A 22,621-nucleotide genomic window follows, 5' to 3' on the forward strand; every position below is an offset into this window, starting at 1 on the left:
ACACGCGATGTGCTTTCGGGTTAGGCTGAAACTTTCTCGCAACGCATAAAGATGAAGTTAACGTTTTTTGATAGGCGTTCGTACGTTTCTTCAGAGATGGCTTTGGCTTTCTCGTCGATTGTGCCTTCAGTGATTTGTGAAATCAGCAAGCCAGATTGGCTGACAGCTTGGCAAAGCTCCGTTAATGAACGGCGGTAGAAGCTTACCTGAACGGGTGTTCCAACCGTGTTCCACTCTTCTTGAATGAATTCGCGCTCAAAGTAGTTACCTGAGAGGGTGCACTCGAAATCCGCAAATGGGTGATGAGTGGAAAACACGATGTAGCCGCCCGGTTTCAAAACGCGATAAACGTCATCAAAGACAGGCTTTAGATCTTCTATGTAATGCAGTACCAATGGGCACACGATGACATCAGCGCTGTTGTCTGTTTCTTTAGGTAAACCAAGAGCAGCATCTTGCGCGTATGCGGTCACATTGGGGATTTGTTTTCCGTTCACTAGGTCAACCATATCTTGAGATAGGTCGGTACAGGTGACTTTGTTGGCACCTTGGTCGATAAACCATTGTGCGTATATACCTGAACCGCAACCAAGGTCGACAATATCGAGCCCTTTAACATCGTCTAGTAAGGCTATGGTTGATGGGCGTTCTAGTAGGGCATTATAAATATTATCGCGAGCAGCAGAGTCGTATTGCTTTGCGTAGGTGGTGTACATTTCGGACATGATTTAACACTCATCAATAGGTATGGAAGAACAGGATACTGACTATCTTGGTGATAGCGAGAGTAGTGATAGTGAAGTGCCGATATTTGTCACAACCCTGACTTAACATCACCAAATTAGCTAAGAATTTTAGGCGTCATTGCTATTTTATTCACCTAAATTTTTGTTAGAAAGTGCTTTATTTTTAATGCACTTCAGTCTGTTTTTTGCCCTAAAACCTTGTAATTCCTTAGTTGTCACTTTAAGTCGATCTGTCGATAAAAAAACGTAATCGTAACCACAAATATCAATGGTTGGACTCGCTCTTAATAATATCGGTTAATGCAGCCAACAAATCGTATTTGAACGTTTTTGTTGGGTTATACCTCGCTATTCCAAAGAGGTATCTTCTGTCGATGGCCCTATAGTGTGAGGTCTCTAGAATTGGAAAATTCGGTTAATTTGGAACGCATCCGTGCTGAGTATAACGTAAAGCACTGGAGCCAAGGTTTTTATGGCATTGATGACAACGGTGAAGTGTATGTATCACCGAGCGAAACGGATCATCAAGTCCCACTAAGTAAGATCGTAAAACAGTTAGAGCAAAGAAATATTGGTTTACCTGCTCTTGTGCGTTTTCCTCAAATCGTGCATCAGCGTGTGCACAATATCTGTAACGCATTTAACCAAGCGATCGAAGAATATCAGTACGACAACCGTTACCTACTTGTTTATCCGATTAAAGTTAACCAGCAAAAAGAAGTGGTTGATGAGATCTTAGCGAGCCAAGCTCAATTAGAGCAAAAGCAGCTAGGCCTAGAGGCGGGCAGCAAGCCTGAGCTATTAGCGGTATTGGCGCTGGCTCAAAAAGCGAGCTCTGTGATCGTGTGTAACGGTTACAAAGACAGAGAATACATCCGCCTTGCACTGATTGGCGAGAAACTAGGGCACAAGGTTTTTATCGTTCTAGAGAAATTGTCTGAGCTTGATCTTGTTCTTTCTGAAGCGAAAGCTCTGGGTGTGAAACCTCGTTTGGGTTTACGTATCCGTCTTGCTTCTCAAGGCGCAGGTAAATGGCAAGCAAGTGGTGGTGAGAAGTCGAAGTTTGGCTTGTCTGCATCACAAGTGCTTACTGTTATCGAGCGCTTGAAAGCAGAAGACCAGCTGGATGTTCTAGAGCTCGTGCACTTCCACCTTGGTTCGCAAATGGCGAACATTCGTGATGTGCGCAATGGTGTGAGTGAAGCGGCTCGATTCTACTGTGAACTGCGTGATATTGGCGCTCAACTGAAGTTCTTAGATGTTGGTGGTGGTTTAGCTGTCGATTACGACGGCACACGTAGCCAATCTTCAAACTCAATGAACTACGGCCTGCTTGAGTACGCTCGTAACATCGTGATGACGGTAGGAGACATTTGTAAGGTCTACAATCAGCCACAACCTGTGATCATTTCGGAGTCTGGTCGCTCACTGACAGCGCACCATGCTGTGTTGATCACCAACGTGATTGGTACTGAAAGCTACTCACCGGAAGACATGCTAGCGCCAGAAGCAGATGCACCACTGTTGCTTAACAACATGTGGAAGAACTTCTTAGAACTTGATGCTGGTAACGACGACCGTGCGTTGATTGAGATCTACAACGACACGCAGAGTGATATTGCAGAAGCGCACAACCAATTTGCGACCGGTATGCTGAACCTTCAGCATCGTGCTTGGGCTGAGCAGATGTCTTTGCGCATCAACTACGAGCTAAGCACTCGTATGAGTACTAAGAACCGTTACCACCGTCCAATTTTGGATGAGTTGAGCGAGCGTTTAGCGGACAAGTTCTTCGTGAACTTCTCGTTATTCCAGTCATTGCCAGACGCTTGGGGTATTGATCAGGTGTTCCCTGTATTGCCACTGAGCGGTTTAGACAATGCGGATGAGCGTCGTGCTGTGGTGTTGGACATCACTTGTGACTCTGACGGTACGATTGACCAGTATGTTGATGGTCAAGGCATTGAAACAACCTTGCCAGTGCCAGCGTGGAACCCAGATGAACCATACCTAATGGGCTTCTTCCTAGTAGGGGCGTACCAAGAGATCTTGGGTGATATGCATAACCTATTTGGTGATACGCACAGTGTTGTGGTGAATGTTGATGAGAGCGGAGAAGCGAACATTGACTACATCAACGAAGGCGACACAGTAGAGGACATGATGCGTTACGTTCATATTGATATGGACCTAATTCGTCAGAACTACAAAGAATTGGTAACGGCGAAAGTACCAGCGCAAGAGCAGCAAAGCGTACTTGAAGAGTTAGAGCAAGGCTTGATGGGTTACACCTATCTTGAGGATTTTTAATGAACGATCTATTTACGAAACCAGATTACTCGCTGTACTCCAATGCGATGACGTTTATGCGTCGTCCGTTGGTGCAAAACCCAATCGACAACGACGCTGATGTGGTTGTGTTGGGTGCGCCGCTAGATATGGCGACATCTGGCCGCCCGGGTGCTCGCATGGGACCTGATGCGATTCGTCGTGCATCGGTAAACTTGGCGTGGGAAGGTAAGAAATTCCCGTGGGACTTCAATGTATTTGAACATACCTCGGTGATTGATGCTGGCGACCTTGTGTTTGATTGCGGTGACGCAGAAGACCTAACTCAGCGTTTGGAAGCAGCAGCTGATGCGATTCTAAATAGCGGTAAAACTCTGTTAGGTCTAGGTGGCGATCACTTCATTACACTGCCTCTACTACGAGCGTATGGTAAGAAGTACGGTGAAATGGCGTTGATTCACTTCGACGCACATACTGACACCTACAACCAAGGCAGTCGTTACGACCACGGCACCATGTTCTACCATGCACCAAACGAAGGTCTTATCTCGCCAGAACATTCGGTGCAGATCGGCATTCGTACTGAGTACAAACAAGAAGGCCATGGTTTCAACGTCATTAATGCGATGCAAGCCAATGACATGAGTGTGGACGAGATTATTGCTCAAGTGAAAGATATTGTTGGTGATAAGCCAGTGTATCTGACGTTTGATATCGACTGTCTTGATCCTGCTTTTGCGCCGGGTACTGGTACGCCAGTGTGTGGTGGTTTGAACTCCGATAAAGTTCTGAAAATCATCCGTGGTTTGCAGGGTATCAACATGGTTGGTATGGACGTTGTAGAAGTGTCTCCAGCGTATGACCAAAGTGACATCACAGCGTTAGCAGGTGCTACGATAGCGCTTGAGCTGCTTTATGTTTGGACGGCGAATCGTCTAGCTAAATCATAAAATGCCGCTGTTATAAGCGTAGCGTTGCTATCTGATTTAAAAGCCCACCAGGTTTTACTTGGTGGGCTTTTTTGTTTTTTCTACCGCTTGACTGACTGAGCTATCGCAAAGGTGATAACGCTGACGCTGAAGGTTGGGTAATCTTCTGCTAAACATCTATTATGCAACCTATTTTATTGTGTTTTTATGGTTTTCTAGAGGCGATAGCCTGCGTGTTGTCTCAAAGATGGGAATAGTTGCTGTTTAGTTGTTGATGTATAGCTCACTTCAATTAATGCCTTATTTTCGCTAATGATTTGTTAACTTTATTGCGGTATAAATTTATGAAATTGAGAGGTGTATATTTTTGTGAGTTTATTTGCATATAAATCAGCACCCTACTAACTTTTAACTAGTGTTCTGGAAACCCTTGGAAAATAGACAAATTTGCAAGAAGAGCTCTACTCACGCAGATATGGCATTTTTTATGGGGAAGACTAGGCTTAAAGGTAAGTAAACTATAAAAAAACAGGTGAAATTTAATCTCTTTTTGTACCTCTTCGATGAACCGTTTGAATGTGTTCCGAAGAGCGAGATATAAGTTAATGAAAACCTGAAATTGCTTTTACAAACAATGTTCACTGCTCTTAAGAAGCGATTTGTGACATCGGGGGATATATGGATATCGAAGTTTCGCGTCAGACTGTGGTAGTTGAAGCTACCAGTGGAGATGTGGTTGTAGTTAAGCCTGACGGCAGTGCCAGAAAAGTTTCGGTTGGCGATATCATCCGTGAAAATGAGATTGTTATTACCGCGCATGATGCTGAACTCCTAATAGGTTTGCCTAGCGGCCCTGTTGAGGTTGAAGGCAATTGTGTTGGGTGTGTCGATCAAGACTTGGCTTGGGCAGATGCACCGATCGCCGGAGAGGTGAATATCGATTTGGCGCAAGCTGCTGATGATTCATTCACTGATGAAGATCTTGCGGCGATTCAAGAAGCCATTTTAGGTGGTGCCGATCCAACTCAAATTTTAGAAGCTACCGCAGCCGGTGGCGGTTTAGGTTCTGCAAATGCAGGCTTTGTCACCATTGATTACAACTATACAGAAACTCGTCCTTCAACCTTCTTTGAAACTTCAGGCCTAGAAGATCAATCTGTTGATGAAGATAGGGAAGAGCTTAGATCGATCACGCTCTCATCGGGTGGTCAATCCATCGCTGAAACACTGACCGAAGGTTCCATTTCCGGAAATACTTATCCTCAATCGGTGACGGTTACTGATACCGTTGTTGCGGGTAGTTTAGCGCTTGACCCAGATTCTTTTGCTCCAGAAACACTTTCTCTCGCCTCGCTCCTTAGTGAACTCAACAGCGACATTACCTCTAGTGGCCAACCGGTTACTTTTACGTATGATTCAGCCTCTAATTCGATTATTGGTGTTCAAGGTACAGATGAAGTGCTGCGCATCGATATTGATGCCGTAAGTGTCGGAAATGACATTGAATTATCGCTGACGACAACCATTTCTCAGCCGATAGATCATGTTCCGTCGATTGGTGGCGGACAGGTTTCCTTTACGGGTGACCAAATCAACATCGCCTTTGACATACAGGGCCAAGACACCGCAGGTAATCAGCTCGTCACACCGATTAATGCGCAAGTAACCGTCCTTGATGGGGTAGATCCGTCTGCCGAAAGCGTGTCTATCGACAACGTTGAAACAAGCAGTGCTGCAATTGAGGGCACGTTTTCAAATATTGGTAGCGATAATCTACAGTCAGCTGTTTTTGACTCAAGCGCACTTGCTCAATTTGATGGTGTGCTCAGTGATAATCAGGCGACCGTTGCATCTTTGTCTGCTGATGGAAGTACCATAACACTGTCAATCCAAGGTAGCAGCGATGTTATTTTAACCGTTAGCTTAGATACTGACGGTACCTATCGATTTGAGCAGTTGAGACCAATTGAGCAAGTCGGCACTGATTCGCTTTCTTTCTCTTTGCCAATCACGGTTACCGATTTTGACCAAGATGTCGTAACCAATACCATCAACCTCGCTATTTCTGATGGCGATAAACCAGTCATTACCAATGTCGACAGTATTGATGTTGATGAAGCTGGTATTGTTGGCGGTTCTCAAGAGGGAACGGCAACGGTCTCAGGAAGTGGTAGTGTCGCTTCAGAAATTTTTGATAGTGACATTATCGATCATCATGAACTTGAACCTGCAGAGTTTAATACCGCCGGCACACTGATATCTAACGGTGAGGTTGTGTTACTCGAACTGGTTGATGAAACCAATGGTGTGCGAACGTACGAAGGCTATGTCGAGGTTAATGGCGCAAGAATTACGGTTTTTGATGTAAAAATTGATAGCCCATCGTTGGGTAGCTATGAATTTAACCTCTATGAAGAATTGTCGCATCAAGGTGCTGAAGACGCACTTTTAACCTTTGCACTGCCTATCTATGCAGTAGATGCCGATGGCGATAGATCGGCGTTATCCAGTGGTTCAAGTACTCCAGAAGCTGCCCAGATTCTTATCAACGTTAAAGATGATGTCGTTGAACTGGTTGATAAGGTTGAATCTGTTACTGAACCAACTTTAGCTGGCGATACTGTTGTCTCGTATAACCTGTTCAATTTCGAAGGTGCGGATGGTTCGACAATTCAATCATTCAACTACGACGGTGTTGATTATTTATTAGATCAAAGCTTACTGCCAGATGCTCCTCAAACCTTCAGTTTCACTGAGGGAGTGGTCACTATCTCGCTTAACGGTGATTTCAGTTTTGAGGTTGCTCGAGATATCGACCACTCAAGTAGCGAAACGATCATCAAACAGTTTTCATTCTTAGCAGAAGATGGTGATGGTGACACTGATACATCAACGCTTGAGTTAAGTATTACCGATGGTCAAAACCCGGCAATCAATCTGATTCCACCTGTTACTTTATCTGAAACCAATCTAGCTGATGGCTCTGCACCAAGTGGAAGTGCAGTAAGTGCAACCAACACGATCACTTTTACCTCTGGTAGTGATGATGTGGCGAACTTCCGTATTGAGCCTACAGAGTTCAATGTCGGCGGCGCACTGAAATCGAATGGTTTTGTGGTCGAGGTAAAAGAAGACGCGGCGAATCCAGGTACTTACATTGGTTTCATTACTGATGGTTCAAACACTGAAATTCCAGTGTTTACGATTAGCTTCTCGTCCACCACGCTTGGTGAATACACCTTTACCCTATTAAAAGCGTTGGACCATGCAGATGGCTTAGCAAACAATGATCTGAGCTTTGATCTTCCGGTGTATGCGGTAGACAGCGATGGCGATGATTCTGCTGTATCCCAGCTGAATGTGACTATCGGTGATGATGTTCAAATCATGCAAGATGGCACATTAGATATTGTTGAGCCTAATCTGGCTGATGGCACGGTGACCACTAACACCATTGATGTGATGCCAAACCAAAGTGCTGATGGCGCGACGATTACTCAGTTCACCTATGACGGCCAACTTAGAACGCTTGACCAAAATGACACGGGTGAGCAGCAATTTAGCTTCACAGAGGGTGAATTATTTATCACGCTGCAAGGTGAGGTGCGATTTGAACCAAACCGTAACCTAGACCACTCCTTGAGTGAAGACATCGTGAAGTTGATAGAGGTCACCTCAAGTGATTTCGATAAAGATCCAGTAACGTCAACGGTTACTCTGACCATCACCGACGGTGATAACCCGACAATCGATGCGGTACCGAGCGTCTCACTTAAAGAAGCGGAGCTCGCTGATGGCTCATCACCAAGTGGCAGTGCGGTTAGCCAAACAGAAACTATCACTTTTACCAACCAAAGTGATGATGTTGAAAAATTCCGTTTGGAGCCGAGTGAGTTTAATACTGGCGGTACTTTGAAATCTGATGGCTTGGTGATTGAGATTCGAGAAGAGCCTGCAGGTTCGGGTAACTACATCGGCTTCACCACAGACACTTCAAATGTCGAGACTACTGTCTTCACACTTGCATTCAGCAGCACGACTTTAGGTGAATACACCTTCACGCTTATAGAAGCGATTGATCACACACCAATTCAAGGTAATAACGATCTAACGTTTAACTTGCCAGTGTACGCGGTTGATAGCGATGGCGATGATTCTCTAATGTCGCCACTTGCTGTGACGATCACCGATGATATCCAAGTCATGGTAGATGGCGCGTTTACGATTGAAGAGCCGACTGTCGCTGATTTAGCAGCGGGTACGCCGACAACCACGACTGTGAATGTTCTTGATCAAGAAGGGGCAGACGGTACGACCATCACCCAAATCAATTATGACAACGGCACAGTGTTTACGCTTGACCAGAGCAATACGGGAGAGCAGAAGTTTGTGGTTGCTGAAGGTTCGCTTTATGTCACGCTGCAAGGTGATGTGCGCTTTGAACCAAATCGTAACCTCGACCATACAAGTGGAGACATCGTTAAGTCGATAGTCGTGACTTCAAGCGACTCAGATAGTGATGTTGTTACTTCTACGGTGACGTTGACTATTACCGATGGTGACATCCCGACGATTGATAATGTACCGAGCGTTACTTTATCTGAAACTAATTTGAGTGATGGTTCTACGCCAAGCGGTGCCGCAGTCAGTCAAACAGAGACGATTACCTTTACCAATCAAAGTGATGATGTGGCGAGTTTCCGTATTGAACCTACAGAATTCAATGTTGGTGGGGCGCTTAAATCAAATGGGCTGGTGGTTGAGCTAAAAGCAGACCCAAGCACACCAGGTGGTTATATCGGTTTTGTGACTGATGGTTCGAACGTTGAAACCAACGTGTTCACGATCAGTTTCTCTGGTACTACCCTCGGTCAGTACACTTTCACGTTGTTAGAAGCATTAGACCATGTGGATGGTTTAGCTAAGAACGATCTTAGCTTCAACCTTCCTGTTTATGCGGTAGATACCGACGGCGATGATTCATTGGTGTCACAGTTGAATGTGACCATCGGTGATGATGTTCAAGTCATGCAAGATGGAGCTCTCAATATTGTCGAGCCAACAGTTGCTGATTTGGCTGCGGGTACACCTACGACAACTACCGTTAATGTGTTTGACAAAGAAGGGGCAGACGGCGCGACCATCACACAATTTACTTATGATGGCGGGACCGTATTAACGCTTGACCAGAATAATACTGGTGAGCAGAAGTTCGTTGTTGCTGAAGGTTCACTGTATATCACTATCCAAGGTGACGTTCGCTTCGAGCCGAACCGCAATCTCGATCATACTGGTGGAGACATCGTTAAACAGATCGAGGTCACCTCAAGCGATTTCGATAAGGACACTGTGACCTCGACAGTCACCCTGACGATTACTGATGGTGATATCCCGACCATTGATGCGGTGCCAAGTGTTACTCTGTCTGAAACCAACCTTGCTGATGGCTCAGCGCCAAGTAGCGGTGCTGTAAGTCAAACTGAGACGATTACTTTTACTAATCAAAGTGATGATGTGACCCGTTTCCGTATTGAACCTACCGAGTTCAATGTTGGTGGCGAACTGAAATCGAATGGTTTTGTGGTCGAGATAAAAGAAGATTCAGCGAACCCGGGCACTTATATCGGCTTCATTACTGATGGTTCAAATGCTGAAATTCCAGTGTTTACGATTAGCTTCTCGACTACGACTCTTGGTGAATACACCTTTACTTTATTGGAAGCGTTAGACCATGCAGATGGCCTAGCGAACAATGATCTGAGCTTTGATCTTCCGGTTTATGCGGTCGACAGCGATGGCGATGATTCTTTAGTGTCTCAACTTAATGTAACCATCGGCGATGATGTTCAAATCATGCAAGATGGCACGCTAGATATCGTTGAGCCGAATTTGGCAGATGGCACGGTAACAACCAATACCATTGATGTAATGCCAAACCAAAGTGCTGATGGTGCAACGGTTACTGAGTTTTCTTTTGGTGGCATCGTTAAAACGTTGGATCAGAGCATCACAGGCGAACAGCAATTCAGTTTCACAGAAGGTGAGTTGTACATCACCCTTCAAGGTGAGATGCGCTTCGAGCCCAACCGTAACTTAGACCATTCCGTGAGCGAAGACATTGTTAAGTCCATCGTCGTGACATCCAATGACTTTGATAAGGATCCTGTCACTGCAACCGTTACTTTGACCATAACCGATGGCGATAACCCGACTATCGATGCGGTGCCGAGTGTTGCTCTTGAAGAAGCGGATCTGGCTGATGGCTCATCACCAAGTGGTAGTGCGGTTAGCCAAACAGAAACCATCACTTTTACTAACCAAAGTGATGATGTTGTAAAATTTCGCTTAGAGCCGAGTGAGTTTAATACTGGCGGTACTCTGAAGTCTGATGGCTTAGTGATTGAGATCCGAGAAGAGCCTGCTGGCTCGGGTAACTACATCGGCTTCACTACGGATATTTCAAATGTAGAAACCACAGTCTTCACACTTGCATTTAGCAGTACGACTTTAGGTGAATACACCTTTACGCTTTTAGAAGCGATTGACCATACACCGATTCAAGGGAATAACGACTTAACGTTCAACTTGCCTGTGTACGCGGTCGATAGTGATGGCGATGACTCTCTGATGTCGCCTCTGGCTGTAACGATTACCGATGATATTCAAGTCATGGTGGATGGTGCTCTCAGCATTGAAGAGCCGACAGTGGCTGACTTAGCCGCGGGTACGCCGACAACAACGACCGTCAATGTTCTTGATCAAGAAGGGGCTGATGGCACAACTATTACCCAAATCAATTACGATGGCACAGTGTTTACGCTTGACCAGAGTGATGCGGGTGAGCAAAAGTTTGTAGTTGCTGAAGGCTCACTTTATATCACGCGGCAAGGCGATGTACGCTTTGAACCAAATCGCGATCTTAATCACTCGGGCGGGGACATCGTTAAGTCGATAGTCGTCAGTTCAAGTGATTCTGATAGTGATGTGGTGACTTCGACAGTCACGCTAACCATTACCGATGGCGATCTACCAATCATCAACGTCATCCCTGGCGTGAGTCTTTCTGAAGTCGATCTGGCTGATGGCTCTGCGCCAACGGGCAATCCAGTATCGATGACTCAAGTGATTACCTATACCGAAGGCAGTGATGATGTTAGTCATTTCAGAATTGACCCTGCTCAGTTCAATACTTCGGGGGCTTTGAAGTCGAATGGCTTAGAGGTTGAGATTAAAGAACAGCCAGCGAACTCTGGTAACTACATTGGCTTTGTGAAAGACGGTGCTAACGTAGAAACCAACGTTTTCACGATCAGCTTCTCAACCACCAATTTAGGGCAATACACGTTTACGTTGCTTGAAGCGTTGGATCATGCGGATGGCTTGCAGAACAACACCTTAAACTTCGATGTACCTGTGATAGCGGTGGATACCGATGGTGATGAGTCTGCGATGTCACCAATGACAGTGACTATTACCGATGATGTACAAGGTGTACAAGACGGGTCATTGAATATTGTTGAGCCTTCACTGGCTGATCTCGTGGCAGGTACTCCAACTACGCCAACCATCGATGTAATGCCGACTCAAAGTGCTGATGGAGCAAAGGTCACCCAATTTATTTACGATGGTGGTACTGCTGTCACCTTGGATCCGAATGTATCGACAGAGCAGGTGTTTACCGTAACCGATGGTTTACTGTACATCACGATTGAAGGCGAAGTTCGTTTTGAGCCAAATCGAAATCTGGATCATTCAGCGGGTGATATTGTTAGAACGATTGTGGTAACGACCAGCGACTTTGATAACGATACTGATACCGCGGATGTCACATTAACGATCCAAGATGGGATTGATCCGGTTATCGATGTTGTTCCTAGCGTGAACTTATCGGAAGTGAACCTAGCAGATGGCTCAACGCCGAGTGGTTCTGCGGTGAGTTCAACACAAACCATTACCTACACCGTGGGTAGTGATGACTTAAGCCACTTTAGAATCGCGACCAGCGAATTCAACCCAGGTGATGTGCTGAAATCAAATGGTCTTGTTGTTCAGCTAAAAGAAGATCCTGCTTCACCTGGCGACTACATCGGGTTTACTGATGATGGGGCCGGTAATGTAACTAATGTATTCACCATTGATTTTGATAGTGTCAACAAAGGTCAGTTCACCTTCACTCTGATTGAGGCACTCGATCACCTTGATGGCGCGCTTAATAACGACCTTAATTTCAACTTGCCTGTTTATGCGGTTGATACTGATGGTGATGACTCAGTTAAGCGTGATGTTGTTGTCACCATTCAAGATGACCTTCAACAGATGCAAGATGGCACGTTAACCATCACAGAGCCAAATACTGGCACACCAACAACCTCGACTGTTGATGTTTTGCCTACGCCAAGTGCTGATGGGGCAACCATTACACAGTTCACCTATGACGGTGGCTCTGCGATTACTTTGGATCAGAGCATTAGCGGTGAGCAGGAATTTGTTTTCACTGAAGGCTCGCTGTTTGTCACCTTGGATGGTGATGTAAGGTTTGAACCAAATCGCAATCTTGACCACTCTGCAGGCGACATAGTTAAGCTGATTGAATTTACTTCATCTGATTTTGATAAGGATATTTCTTCTTCAACGGTCACACTCACTATTGTTGATGGTGATGGACCAACGTTGAATGTCGTTCCGAGTGTTAGCTTGTCTGAAAGCTTACTGGCTGACGGTTCAACGCCGAGTGGCAGCCCAGTCAGTGTGACCCAAACCATTACTTCACTCGCAAGCAGTGATGACATCGAGAAGATTGTCGTCGAAGTAGGGTTGTTTAATACCAGCGGTGTATTGAAGTCTGATGGCCTTGAATTGAGCTTGCGTGAAGAGCCTGCGGGTTCCGGTGATTACATAGCATTCACCACGGATGGCTCGGGTGTGGAGAAAGTTATCTTCACCCTAGAATTTGATAACACTACCCCGAGTGAGTACACGTTTACTTTGTTAGAGCGTTTGGATCATGTCGACGGATTAGGAAACAACGATCTCAGCTTTGACTTGTCGGTATATGCGCAAGATACCGATGGCGATATTTCACCGTCTAAACCGCTTTCTGTGACCATCAGTGATGACGTTCAATTAATGCAATCTGGTGCTCTTAGCATCACAGAGCCAAGCACGGGCACGCCTACCACAACGACATTTGATGTGATGCCTGCGCAAAGTGCTGATGGCGCTACCATAACTAAATTTACTTATGGTAGTCAGCCTGAAGAGTCTCTGGTGCAAACCAACACTGGTGAGCAAGAGTTCGTATTTACGGAAGGTTCGTTGTTTATCACGCTTGAAGGCGATGTGCGCTTTGAGCCTAATCGAAATCTGAATCATTCTGGTGGTGATATCGTTAAGACGATTACCGTGACATCAGAAGACAAAGACGGCGATATTGTTACTTCGATAGTGACGCTGACGATTTCAGATGGTGCGCCACCGGTAATTGATACGGTGCCAACGGTTGCATTGGAAGAAGCGAATCTTGTGGATGGCTCATCTCCGAGCTTACCTGTGAGCCAAACTGAAACCATTACTTTCACTGCGGGAAGTGATGATGTGAGCCATTTCCGTATTGATACCACTCAGTTCAACACGTCTGGTGATTTGAAATCGGATGGCTTGGTAGTTCAGCTTAAAGAAGATCCAGCCAACAGCGGAACCTATATTGGTTTCGTTGAAAGTGGAGGTGTTCAAACGGATATCTTTACCATCACTTTTAGTAGTGCGGTGCTGGGCGAATACACGTTCACTTTATTGGAAGAGCTCGATCATCTGCCTGTACAAGGCAACAACGATCAAGTATTCACTCTGCCAGTGATCGCGGTCGACCTAGACAATACCGATTCTGTGATGAAACCTTTGACCGTTACTATCACCGATGATGTGCCTGTCATTACCGATACGACAGCGACCAGCACATTTGTGGTTGATGAGGATGATCTTGGATCTGTGGTTTCTCAAGCAACAGGCGCATTTGTTACCACAGAAGGTGCTGACCAAGTAGAGGTTTACGAACTGCGTAATATCTCTGCGCTTGAAGCGACATTGACCTCTGGAACTGAAGCGATTTCTATTACAGAAGTCACTGGAGCTGCGAACACAACGACCTATCAAGGTACGACGACAAGCGGAACTCCTATCTTCACGCTCGCGCTAGCGAATGACGGCTCTTATACGTTTACGTTGCTAGGTCCTCTAAACCATCCAACAAGCCCGAATTCCAATACCTTAACGATTCCATTTGATGTCGTTGCAGTTGATGGTGACGGTGATGACTCTAATCAGTATGTATTGCCGATCGAAGTGCTCGATGATGTGCCAGTGATGAGTGCGCCAACGGGTGAGACGGTGGTTGATGAAGATGATCTTGCTGGGATTGGATCGGATCAATCCGAAGATACCATTATTAACGGGCTATTCACAGTTGATGAAGGTGCTGATGGTGTTGTTAAGTACGAATTGGTCGATGAAAACTTAGTGATTGCAGGCTTAACTTCTGATGGAGAAAGCCTAGAGTGGCTGCCTGTTTCACAAAGCGGTACAACTTTCACTTATGTAGCACAGACGGTAACCAGCAATCAGCCTGTGTTTGAAATCATTTTTGATACCTCAAACAACAGCTATCAATTTGAGCTGCTTAAACCACTTAAGCACCCTGATGGCGCGAATGAAAACACCATAGATCTTGATTTCTCTGTCGTGGCTGAAGATTTTGACCAAGACAAATCGAACGCGATCGACCTGACTATTACGGTAACCGATGATGTTCCATTGGTGACCACTCAATCGATCACGCGAGTTGAGGGTCAAGGTTATGGCAACTCCAAAGTTAACATGTTTGCCAATGCGACGGATGTGGGTGCGGATGATGCAGCGCTGACTCGCATAGAGGGCATTACCAGCAATGGCGCCGACATCGTGTTCCGCACAGGAAACAATGGGCCATACAGCAGTAGCTTTGATTTAAACAGTGGTGTCCAGCAGGTACGAGTGTATGAACAAACCGATGATGGTAGTGGCGGCATCGATACTCGTGAGCTTGGTAGACTGCGCATAAATTCCAATGGTGAGGTGGAGTTTAGAGCGACCAACTATCTGGATCATGATGGAGACACCATCGACTTCTCGATCAATGTGATTGCGACAGACGGTGATTTGGATACGTCATCAACGCCTTTGAATATTACGATCACAGATGAAGAGTCATCAGCAGTATCGCTCAAGGTGACTACGTTTGAGGATGCGGGTAGAGACTCGACAATCCCTTACGCAACGGGTGATGCTCCAAGCGTAGAGAATATTCAAGATAACCAAAGCGGTTTGCCTGATGCACCAGCACAAATTGCGCTGCAGGTTAACCTGAAGGACCAAGATAATAACGAGTCTATCGGCCAACTGACGATTCAAAGTGGTAATCATAGAGGGACGTTCTATTACTTTGATGGCGTGGAATATCACAAGTTAGTCGCTGAACCAAACGGTGATATCTTGTTTGGTCCGCCACAAATGCAGCAGAGCTTTGCTCCAAGCACGAACCAGCCATTAGACATCATCGCGACAATCGATAACTTGTTCTTTGTTCCAGACCAAAACTACGGTTCAAATGACAATGGTGTGCGAATCAACTACGAGCTTGAAATTGATAACAACGGCACACTTGATCATACAGTAAATTCAAACTTCAGAATTGAGATTGAAGCGGTAGCGGATATTGCCACTTGGGATGATGCGAATAGTACGTATCAATATCAAGTGAATGAAGATGAAGACAATGTGACACTTCAGCTGAACGCAGAGTCGCAAGATAATAGTAATACTGAGACGATTACCTATGAGCTAGAAGCCGTTCAAGGTGACGGGAAGTTTGAGCTGTTGGATCAAAATGGCAATGTGTTAACGCCAGTCAATGGTGTCTACACGATTGCTGCCGCAGATATCAATAGCACCGTGGTTAATCCAATCGATAACTTCTCTGGGCAAATTGAGTTCAAAGCAACCGCAATTACGAAAGAGACGCGTAATCCATACGATGACGCAGCCAACGGAGGGGCAAATGATAAGACAACGGCTCGCTCTGTAGAGCAAAATATTATCATTGATGTGACAGCTGATGCGGACCCTGGCTCGTTCAGCGTTAACCGAATCCGTATTAATGAAGACAATATTGATGATCCAGACTACCTAGGACCTCTGGCGAACAAAGATGCCTTTACGTTGGATGAAGTGATCACCATGAATGGCTCGGTGGACACTGATGGCTCCGAAGAGTTGTTTGTTCGCATCAGCAATATAACCGAAGGTGCGGTGCTTTATTTCCTCGGAACCACTACTCCTGTTCCTACAATCACCATCAACGGTGTCGATTATCAGGAAGTGGCGTATTCCGATTTAGCCAATGTAGAGATCGTTCCTGCTAAACACAGCAATGTTGACTTCACGTTTGAGGTTACCGGTGTTGTCAAAGATACCGCGAACCTTTCTTCTGGGCCTCAGGTTGATGAAGAAATCTTAGGAACTAAAACGGTAAACGTTGAGGTTAAAGGTGTTGCCGATATTCCTTATGGCGGTACCAACGGTACGGCTTGGACAGCAATCACCGATGGCACAACATCAGGTGTTCAAACCACAATTCAAGAGAGTCAAAATGGCGATAGCTTCGCTGAACTCGACTTCACTGTATTGTCTGGCGAGAGAAGACCAGATAGCGGAACAACACCACTACCTGACGATGGCTCAGAGTCGATAACGGTTATTCTTTCTGGCATCCCTGACGGCGTTATTCTGGAAGATGGCGATGGTACCGTGATTGACTTGAACTTTGTTGGTTATGAAACGGGACCGGGCGGTAGCCCTGATCTCTCTAAACCTATCTACGAAGCGAACATCACTGAAGCGGGGAAAACTTCAGGCATCCGTATTAGACCTGTTGATTCATCGACAGAGAATATCCATATCCAAGGTAAAGTGATCGTGACCGAGAATGATGGTCATACGCTTACCTTTGACCAAGAAGTTCGAGTATTGGTTGAGCCTAGGATTGATACCTCTGCAACCTACAATACGGTGACTCGTGGGGATGAAGATACGGCGATCAACATTGATTGGCACCCAGAGGGCACTGATTACATTGACGATGATGAGCATTTCACTTCAATCGTTATCAGTGGTATTCCAAGTGGTGTTGCAAGTGTGGTTGTAAACGGTGATGTGATTTGGAACTACGATGCTGTAGCCGGAACGCTAACCATCACACCTAAGAGTGGGCAGACTCCAGAAGCGTTCACCCAGATAGCACTGAACAATAATTTTATTCAGATAACACCGGAACAAGATTCGAGCACCGACTTTACGCTGAATACGGTTGTCATGATTGAAGAACGCGATCATGAATATGTTGATGCAACTGACCCAGGTCAGGGTATTGCAACAGCAACAATCACGGGCTCGATTGATGTTCGTGTGCGACCTGTGGTTGAGCCTGAAGATGCTAACAACAAGCTGGTTGTCGATGAGGTCGCTGGTCTTACAGACTTGGGTACAGTGGTCGCGGATGCTCTAACGGGTGTTCTCAAATTCACAACCAACAGCGATAACACATCGGTTACGGATGAGTTTGTTATTCGATATCAAGAAACTGATGCTTCGTCTGCTATCGAAGAAGTTGACCAGCTAGTTATTCAACTGACCAATGTGGACGACTCGGCGTTATCAGATGCTGTCCTCAATCAGTTACTTGTTATTGGCGCCGCTTATGAAGGCAATGGCCGTTGGGTGGTAACCAATGAAGACCTGTTTAGTATTAGTGCACCAAACGGTCTCGCGTTTCCGCCAGTTTCTGGCACTCCAGGCGTTTTCAATGACATCAAGATGACCATCTACAGTACCGTGATTGATCGAGGCGATGGCGCTGAAACTGAGTCATCAGCTGCGGTTCAGAGGGAAGGTGAGGTGAACTTGTCATTCCCAGAAGTGCTTGTTGGCGGGAACGAGGTGGCTGCAGATATTACGATGACACCAGATAGCGTTGTCGATGCTGTAGAAGACACACAGTTAGACTTGGGAACGGCACTAAATAGTCTGATCACATTCTCCGGTGAAGACGCTTCAACAGACCAAGTAACTATCATTATTGATGACTCTGTGACCATCCCGCCAGGAATAACTTTCCCAATCAGTTTAGGAGGAGGCAGTGATGTTGACTTCGTAAACGGGAAGTATGTATTTGAAACAACCGTCGATCAGGGTGTTCCAACGGATTTCTCTGGTCTGCTACTTAACCTGCCTGCTGACTATTCTGGCGACTTTAGGTTACCAATCACAATAGTAACCAAAGATACACTGTCTGGTGATGAGAAAACCTTGGTGACCGATGTCGTCATTAAAGTCGCTCCTGACGTTGAAGGTAACCCGGACATTGATGTAACGGTTGTAGGTTCGCTCGATGACTCGTTTAATCCTGTCGATACTGATGGTCAACCTGGACAAGATCCGGTGGGTTACGAAGATACTTACATTCAGCTTGATTTCAGCACAACCATTACTGACCAAGTCAGTGGAGTTGAGGGTGGTGACGAAAAATTCACATCTATTACGCTGACTTTGGATGACACAAGTGTTGGTGCGTTTTACACAAGCGCGGGTGTATCGCTTGGTACGTCTGTGACTTTCAATGAAGCGGAAATTAATGCCGGTGCTTTGGACAATGTATTGTTCCGTCCTGCTCCCAATTACCCAACAGGTAACGACATTAACCAAGTACAAGTGAATGTCAGCGGAACAATAACCGATACTGCTACCTACAATGACGCCTCGTCTCCAGTCGGAACGGCAACCGATACTGATACGTTCAATACCAGTGTTAGCTTTGAAGTTGTGCCTGTGGTTGATGATGTGCTTGTAACAGGGCCGGGTAGTGATCCTGATGTCATTGAGATCACGGGCAATGAAGATCAAGCTATTTCTCTATCGGGAACAGGACCTGTCTCCATTGCGCTCACTGACCTAGACGGCTCAGAGCAGTTCGTTTCGATTAAGTTCACTGGTGTGCCAGATGGCTTCTTAATGAGTGCAGATCCGGGTTCCGCATATACAGTGAAGAACAATGGTGGTGGTGAGTGGAGTGTTCAACTCCCTCAAGCATCAGGGTTGTCATTTGATTTGAGTGAGATTTCGATCCTACCGCCTAAAAACTTCAGTGGTACGGCGGAATTTGGCGTTGCTGTCTTTACTCAAGAATCCTTGTTAGGCGTACCTACTGCAGCCTCGAACTTGCCAAGCTTTAAGTTGCATGTGGTGCCTGTGGGGGATGATGTTGATACCAATCCAACGGATTCTGTTACTGGCAATGAAGGCCAAAACATTGATATCGAAATCAATGCGACTATTTTGGATAAAGAGCTGTCTGCAACAGGCAGCGGCACGTATATCGAAAATGCGCCAGAGACACTTCGTGTAGAGGTGGCTGGTGTACCTCAAGATGCCTCTATCTACTATCCAGACGGCACGACTTTGGCTAGCTACGATCCGGTGACACAGATTTGGACGCTGGACGTGCCTGCTCAGTCACTTGATAAGATCGTATTCAACTCTGGTCAACACAATAGCGATACAGGTAATGCGCTGGGTATTACAGGTCCATTGCAAATCACGGTTCGCTCTGTGGACACTGATGCTGACAACACTGAATACCTGGGTACTCCAACCAGCTTCGATGTGGATTTAGTGATTGATCCTATCAACGATCAACCAACGTTCGTCAACGTTACTAACATTGAAACGCAAGAAGACTCAGCTGGTGTGGCGATTAATAACTTCAGCATCTACGACGTAGACGCAAGTTTTGATAACCCAGATGCACCGTATACGCTGACGTTGGAGATTGACCAAACACTGCCAGGAGCACAGGGCGTCTTTGAGTTTACAAGCTCTCCGGATGTAACGTTTGTACTGCAACCTGACGGTTCACTGGTCATCACGGGTAAAGAAGCTGACATCAATACGGCATTGGCCAATGGTGCGGTGACCTTCAAACCGGATCCAGATCAGAACTACCTCAACCAGAGTGGGGTGGTGACAATCAACGCAACGCTCGATGACGGCGGTAACAATGGTCTTATTGACCCAGCTGACCCGAACACTGCACAGACTAACCAGACGACTTTCACGATTAAGGTGACGGAAGTAAACGACGCGCCTATCGCGACAGACGTTGATTTAGGCTCGATTGCTGAGGATGGTCAGATAGTCATTGTTGAAGGTGATTTGATTGCAGCAAGTTCTGACCCTGAAAACCACAACCTCACGGTAACAGGCGTCACTCTGACTCAGGGACAAGGTCAGTTAACGCGCTTTGAAAATGCTGGTGGTGCTGATAACGCAGCGATTACCGGTCCATTCTGGCTATTTGTCGCTGACAACGATTTTAACGGCGATGTTAAATTTAATTACTCCATTATCGATGATGGCACAACCAATGGCGTGGATGACTTCCTAACTGACAGTGCTGAAATTAGCCTTGAAGTCACCGAGGTTAATGACCAGCCAGTTGCGGCGGATATTGACCTAGGCACCATGCTTGAAGAAGGTCAATTGATCATCAAAGAAGAGGACTTGATAGCGGCGACCACGGACCCAGACAATGACACCATTACTGTGACTAGTTTGGTGCTCGATCAAGGTCAGGGCACACTGCAACGCTTCGAAAACGTGGGTGGTGCTGATGATGCTACGATTACGGGCCCATATTGGGTGTTTACCGCAGCCGATGAGTACAACGGCGACGTTAAATTCACTTATAGCGTTGAGGATGACGGCACGACAAATGGTGTGGATGATTTCCTAACTGACAGTGCTGAAATCAGCGTTGTGGTGACGGAAGTGAATGATAAGCCGGATGCAACGGATATCGATTTAGGCACCATCCTTGAAGAAGGTCAGCTGATCATCAAAGAAGAGGATTTGATAGCAGCGACGACAGACCCAGAAAACGACACGATTACCGTGACCAATCTGGTGCTCGATCAAGGTCAAGGCACACTACAACGCTTCGAAAACGTGGGTGGTGCGGATGATCCTACGATTACTGGCCCATATTGGGTATTTACCGCAGCAGATGAATACAACGGTGATGTTAAGTTTACTTATACGGTAGAGGATGACGGGACGACGAATGGCGTTAATGACTTCCTAACAGATACCGGTGAAATCACTGCCGTTGTGCAAGGTGTGAACGATACTCCTGTTGTTAGTGGTGACAGTGTCACCACTCTGATTGATGAAGACGCAGGACAACTGCTCAGTGGTATTAATGTCAGTGACCCTGATTATGTCGATAGCTTTGCTAATGACTTGATGACAGTAACGCTGACCGTTGATTATGGAACGCTTTCCGTATCACTACCTGCTGGTACTAGTGTGACCGTTAATGGTGACAATAGTGGTTCGGTGACGTTAGTAGGGACGCTGAGCGATCTGAATGCCTTGATTGACACACCGACCAGCCCGAATGGGGTTTACCTTGATGCAAGCTTGGCTCCAACCAACAACATCGGCCTAGAGGTCACCGCTAAAGACAGTGGTAATCCTTCTGGTATCGCCATTGAAACTGCACCTGTTGTTTATAACATTGCGGTGACGCCTGTAGCGAACGCGCCAAGCTTAACGATTGATCCGGCCTCTAACTACGTAAGAAACATCACTGCGAGTCAGTCGGTGAGTAATAGTGGTGTTCCTTTGGTTGGCATCATCGCAGCTCTAACAGACGTTACTGAAGAGCTAACACTGCACATCAGTGATGTGCCAGCGGGCGCTCAAATCACCAGTGACGTCGGCTCCGTAACGGATCTCGGTGGTGGGGTATGGATGGCGACCGCTGATGCCATTGAAAGTTTGCAAGTGCTTGGGCTTTCTCAAACTCCAGGTAGCTACACGCTTAAAGTTGAGGCGGTTTCTGAAGAGCTAGATAACAACGATACAGCCACATCGGCGGCAATCGACCTAAATGTGAACATTGTGTCGAATGCGGTCGATATTAATTTGGCTGGTGAGACCGATGATGTGCAGTTACTGGCTGGGGCTAATGCAACAGATCTGACTGCGGGATCAGGTAATGACCGACTTGAAGGTGGAGCTGGTGATGACACCCTTATTGGCGGTGATGGCAACGATACGCTTATTGGTGGCGGCGGTTCGGATATCTTGACTGGTGGCGATGGTATGGATTCATTTGTTTGGCTGAACATTGAGGATGGTGTCGAAGATACGATCACTGACTTCAACTTAGCCGAGGGTGACCAGATTGACCTACGTGAGGTATTACCTGAACTGAAAGACGCGAATGTGAATATGGCGACATTGCTTCAGCATGTTGATGCCAAGTTAGAAGGGAATGATGTTGAGTTAACCATTAACCCTGATGGCTTAGGTACAACAGAGCAAGTGATTGTGGTTGAAGACCTCGCGCCTCAGTTGACGTTAAGCGGCACCATGCCTTCAGATATTCTGGATGCGCTCGTGCAGCAGAATGTTATTACTCATGGGTAGTTTTTTCGCTCTGATCGGCTCGATAGTGAGAGCGGATTAAAATAACGAAATAGGCCAGCAATGCTGGCCTATTCTTTA

At 46.1% G+C, this 22,621-nt stretch carries 4 protein-coding genes; 3 read left to right on the forward strand and 1 reads right to left on the reverse strand.

Translation table 11 applies throughout. The features are described from left to right. Positions 1 to 20 precede the first annotated feature (20 nt). Complete coding sequence (locus L0991_04415; protein XGB63314.1) at positions 21 to 725, reverse strand: class I SAM-dependent methyltransferase; 705 nt, start codon at positions 723 to 725, stop codon at positions 21 to 23. A gap of 441 nt (positions 726 to 1,166) precedes the next feature. Between L0991_04415 and speA the strand changes: the two genes are divergently transcribed. From speA to L0991_04430, 3 genes are all read left to right on the forward strand, one after another. Continuing rightward, positions 1,167 to 3,056 (forward strand): arginine decarboxylase, encoded by a 1,890-nt coding sequence (gene speA, locus L0991_04420; GenBank protein ID XGB63849.1) that lies wholly within the window; start codon positions 1,167 to 1,169, stop codon positions 3,054 to 3,056. Continuing rightward, positions 3,056 to 3,985: an agmatinase gene (speB, locus tag L0991_04425; protein ID XGB63315.1), complete on the forward strand. Its 930-nt coding sequence runs from the start codon at positions 3,056 to 3,058 to the stop codon at positions 3,983 to 3,985. The genes speA and speB overlap by 1 nt, the downstream gene beginning before the upstream one ends. Before the next feature lie 657 nt (positions 3,986 to 4,642). Further along, positions 4,643 to 22,543 carry a retention module-containing protein gene (locus tag L0991_04430; GenBank protein ID XGB63316.1) on the forward strand — a complete coding sequence of 5,967 codons (17,901 nt, stop codon included), beginning with the start codon at positions 4,643 to 4,645 and terminating at the stop codon, positions 22,541 to 22,543. Positions 22,544 to 22,621 lie beyond the last annotated feature (78 nt).

Source organism: Vibrio chagasii, from assembly GCA_041879415.1.
In the GTDB taxonomy this organism is placed as follows: domain Bacteria; phylum Pseudomonadota; class Gammaproteobacteria; order Enterobacterales; family Vibrionaceae; genus Vibrio.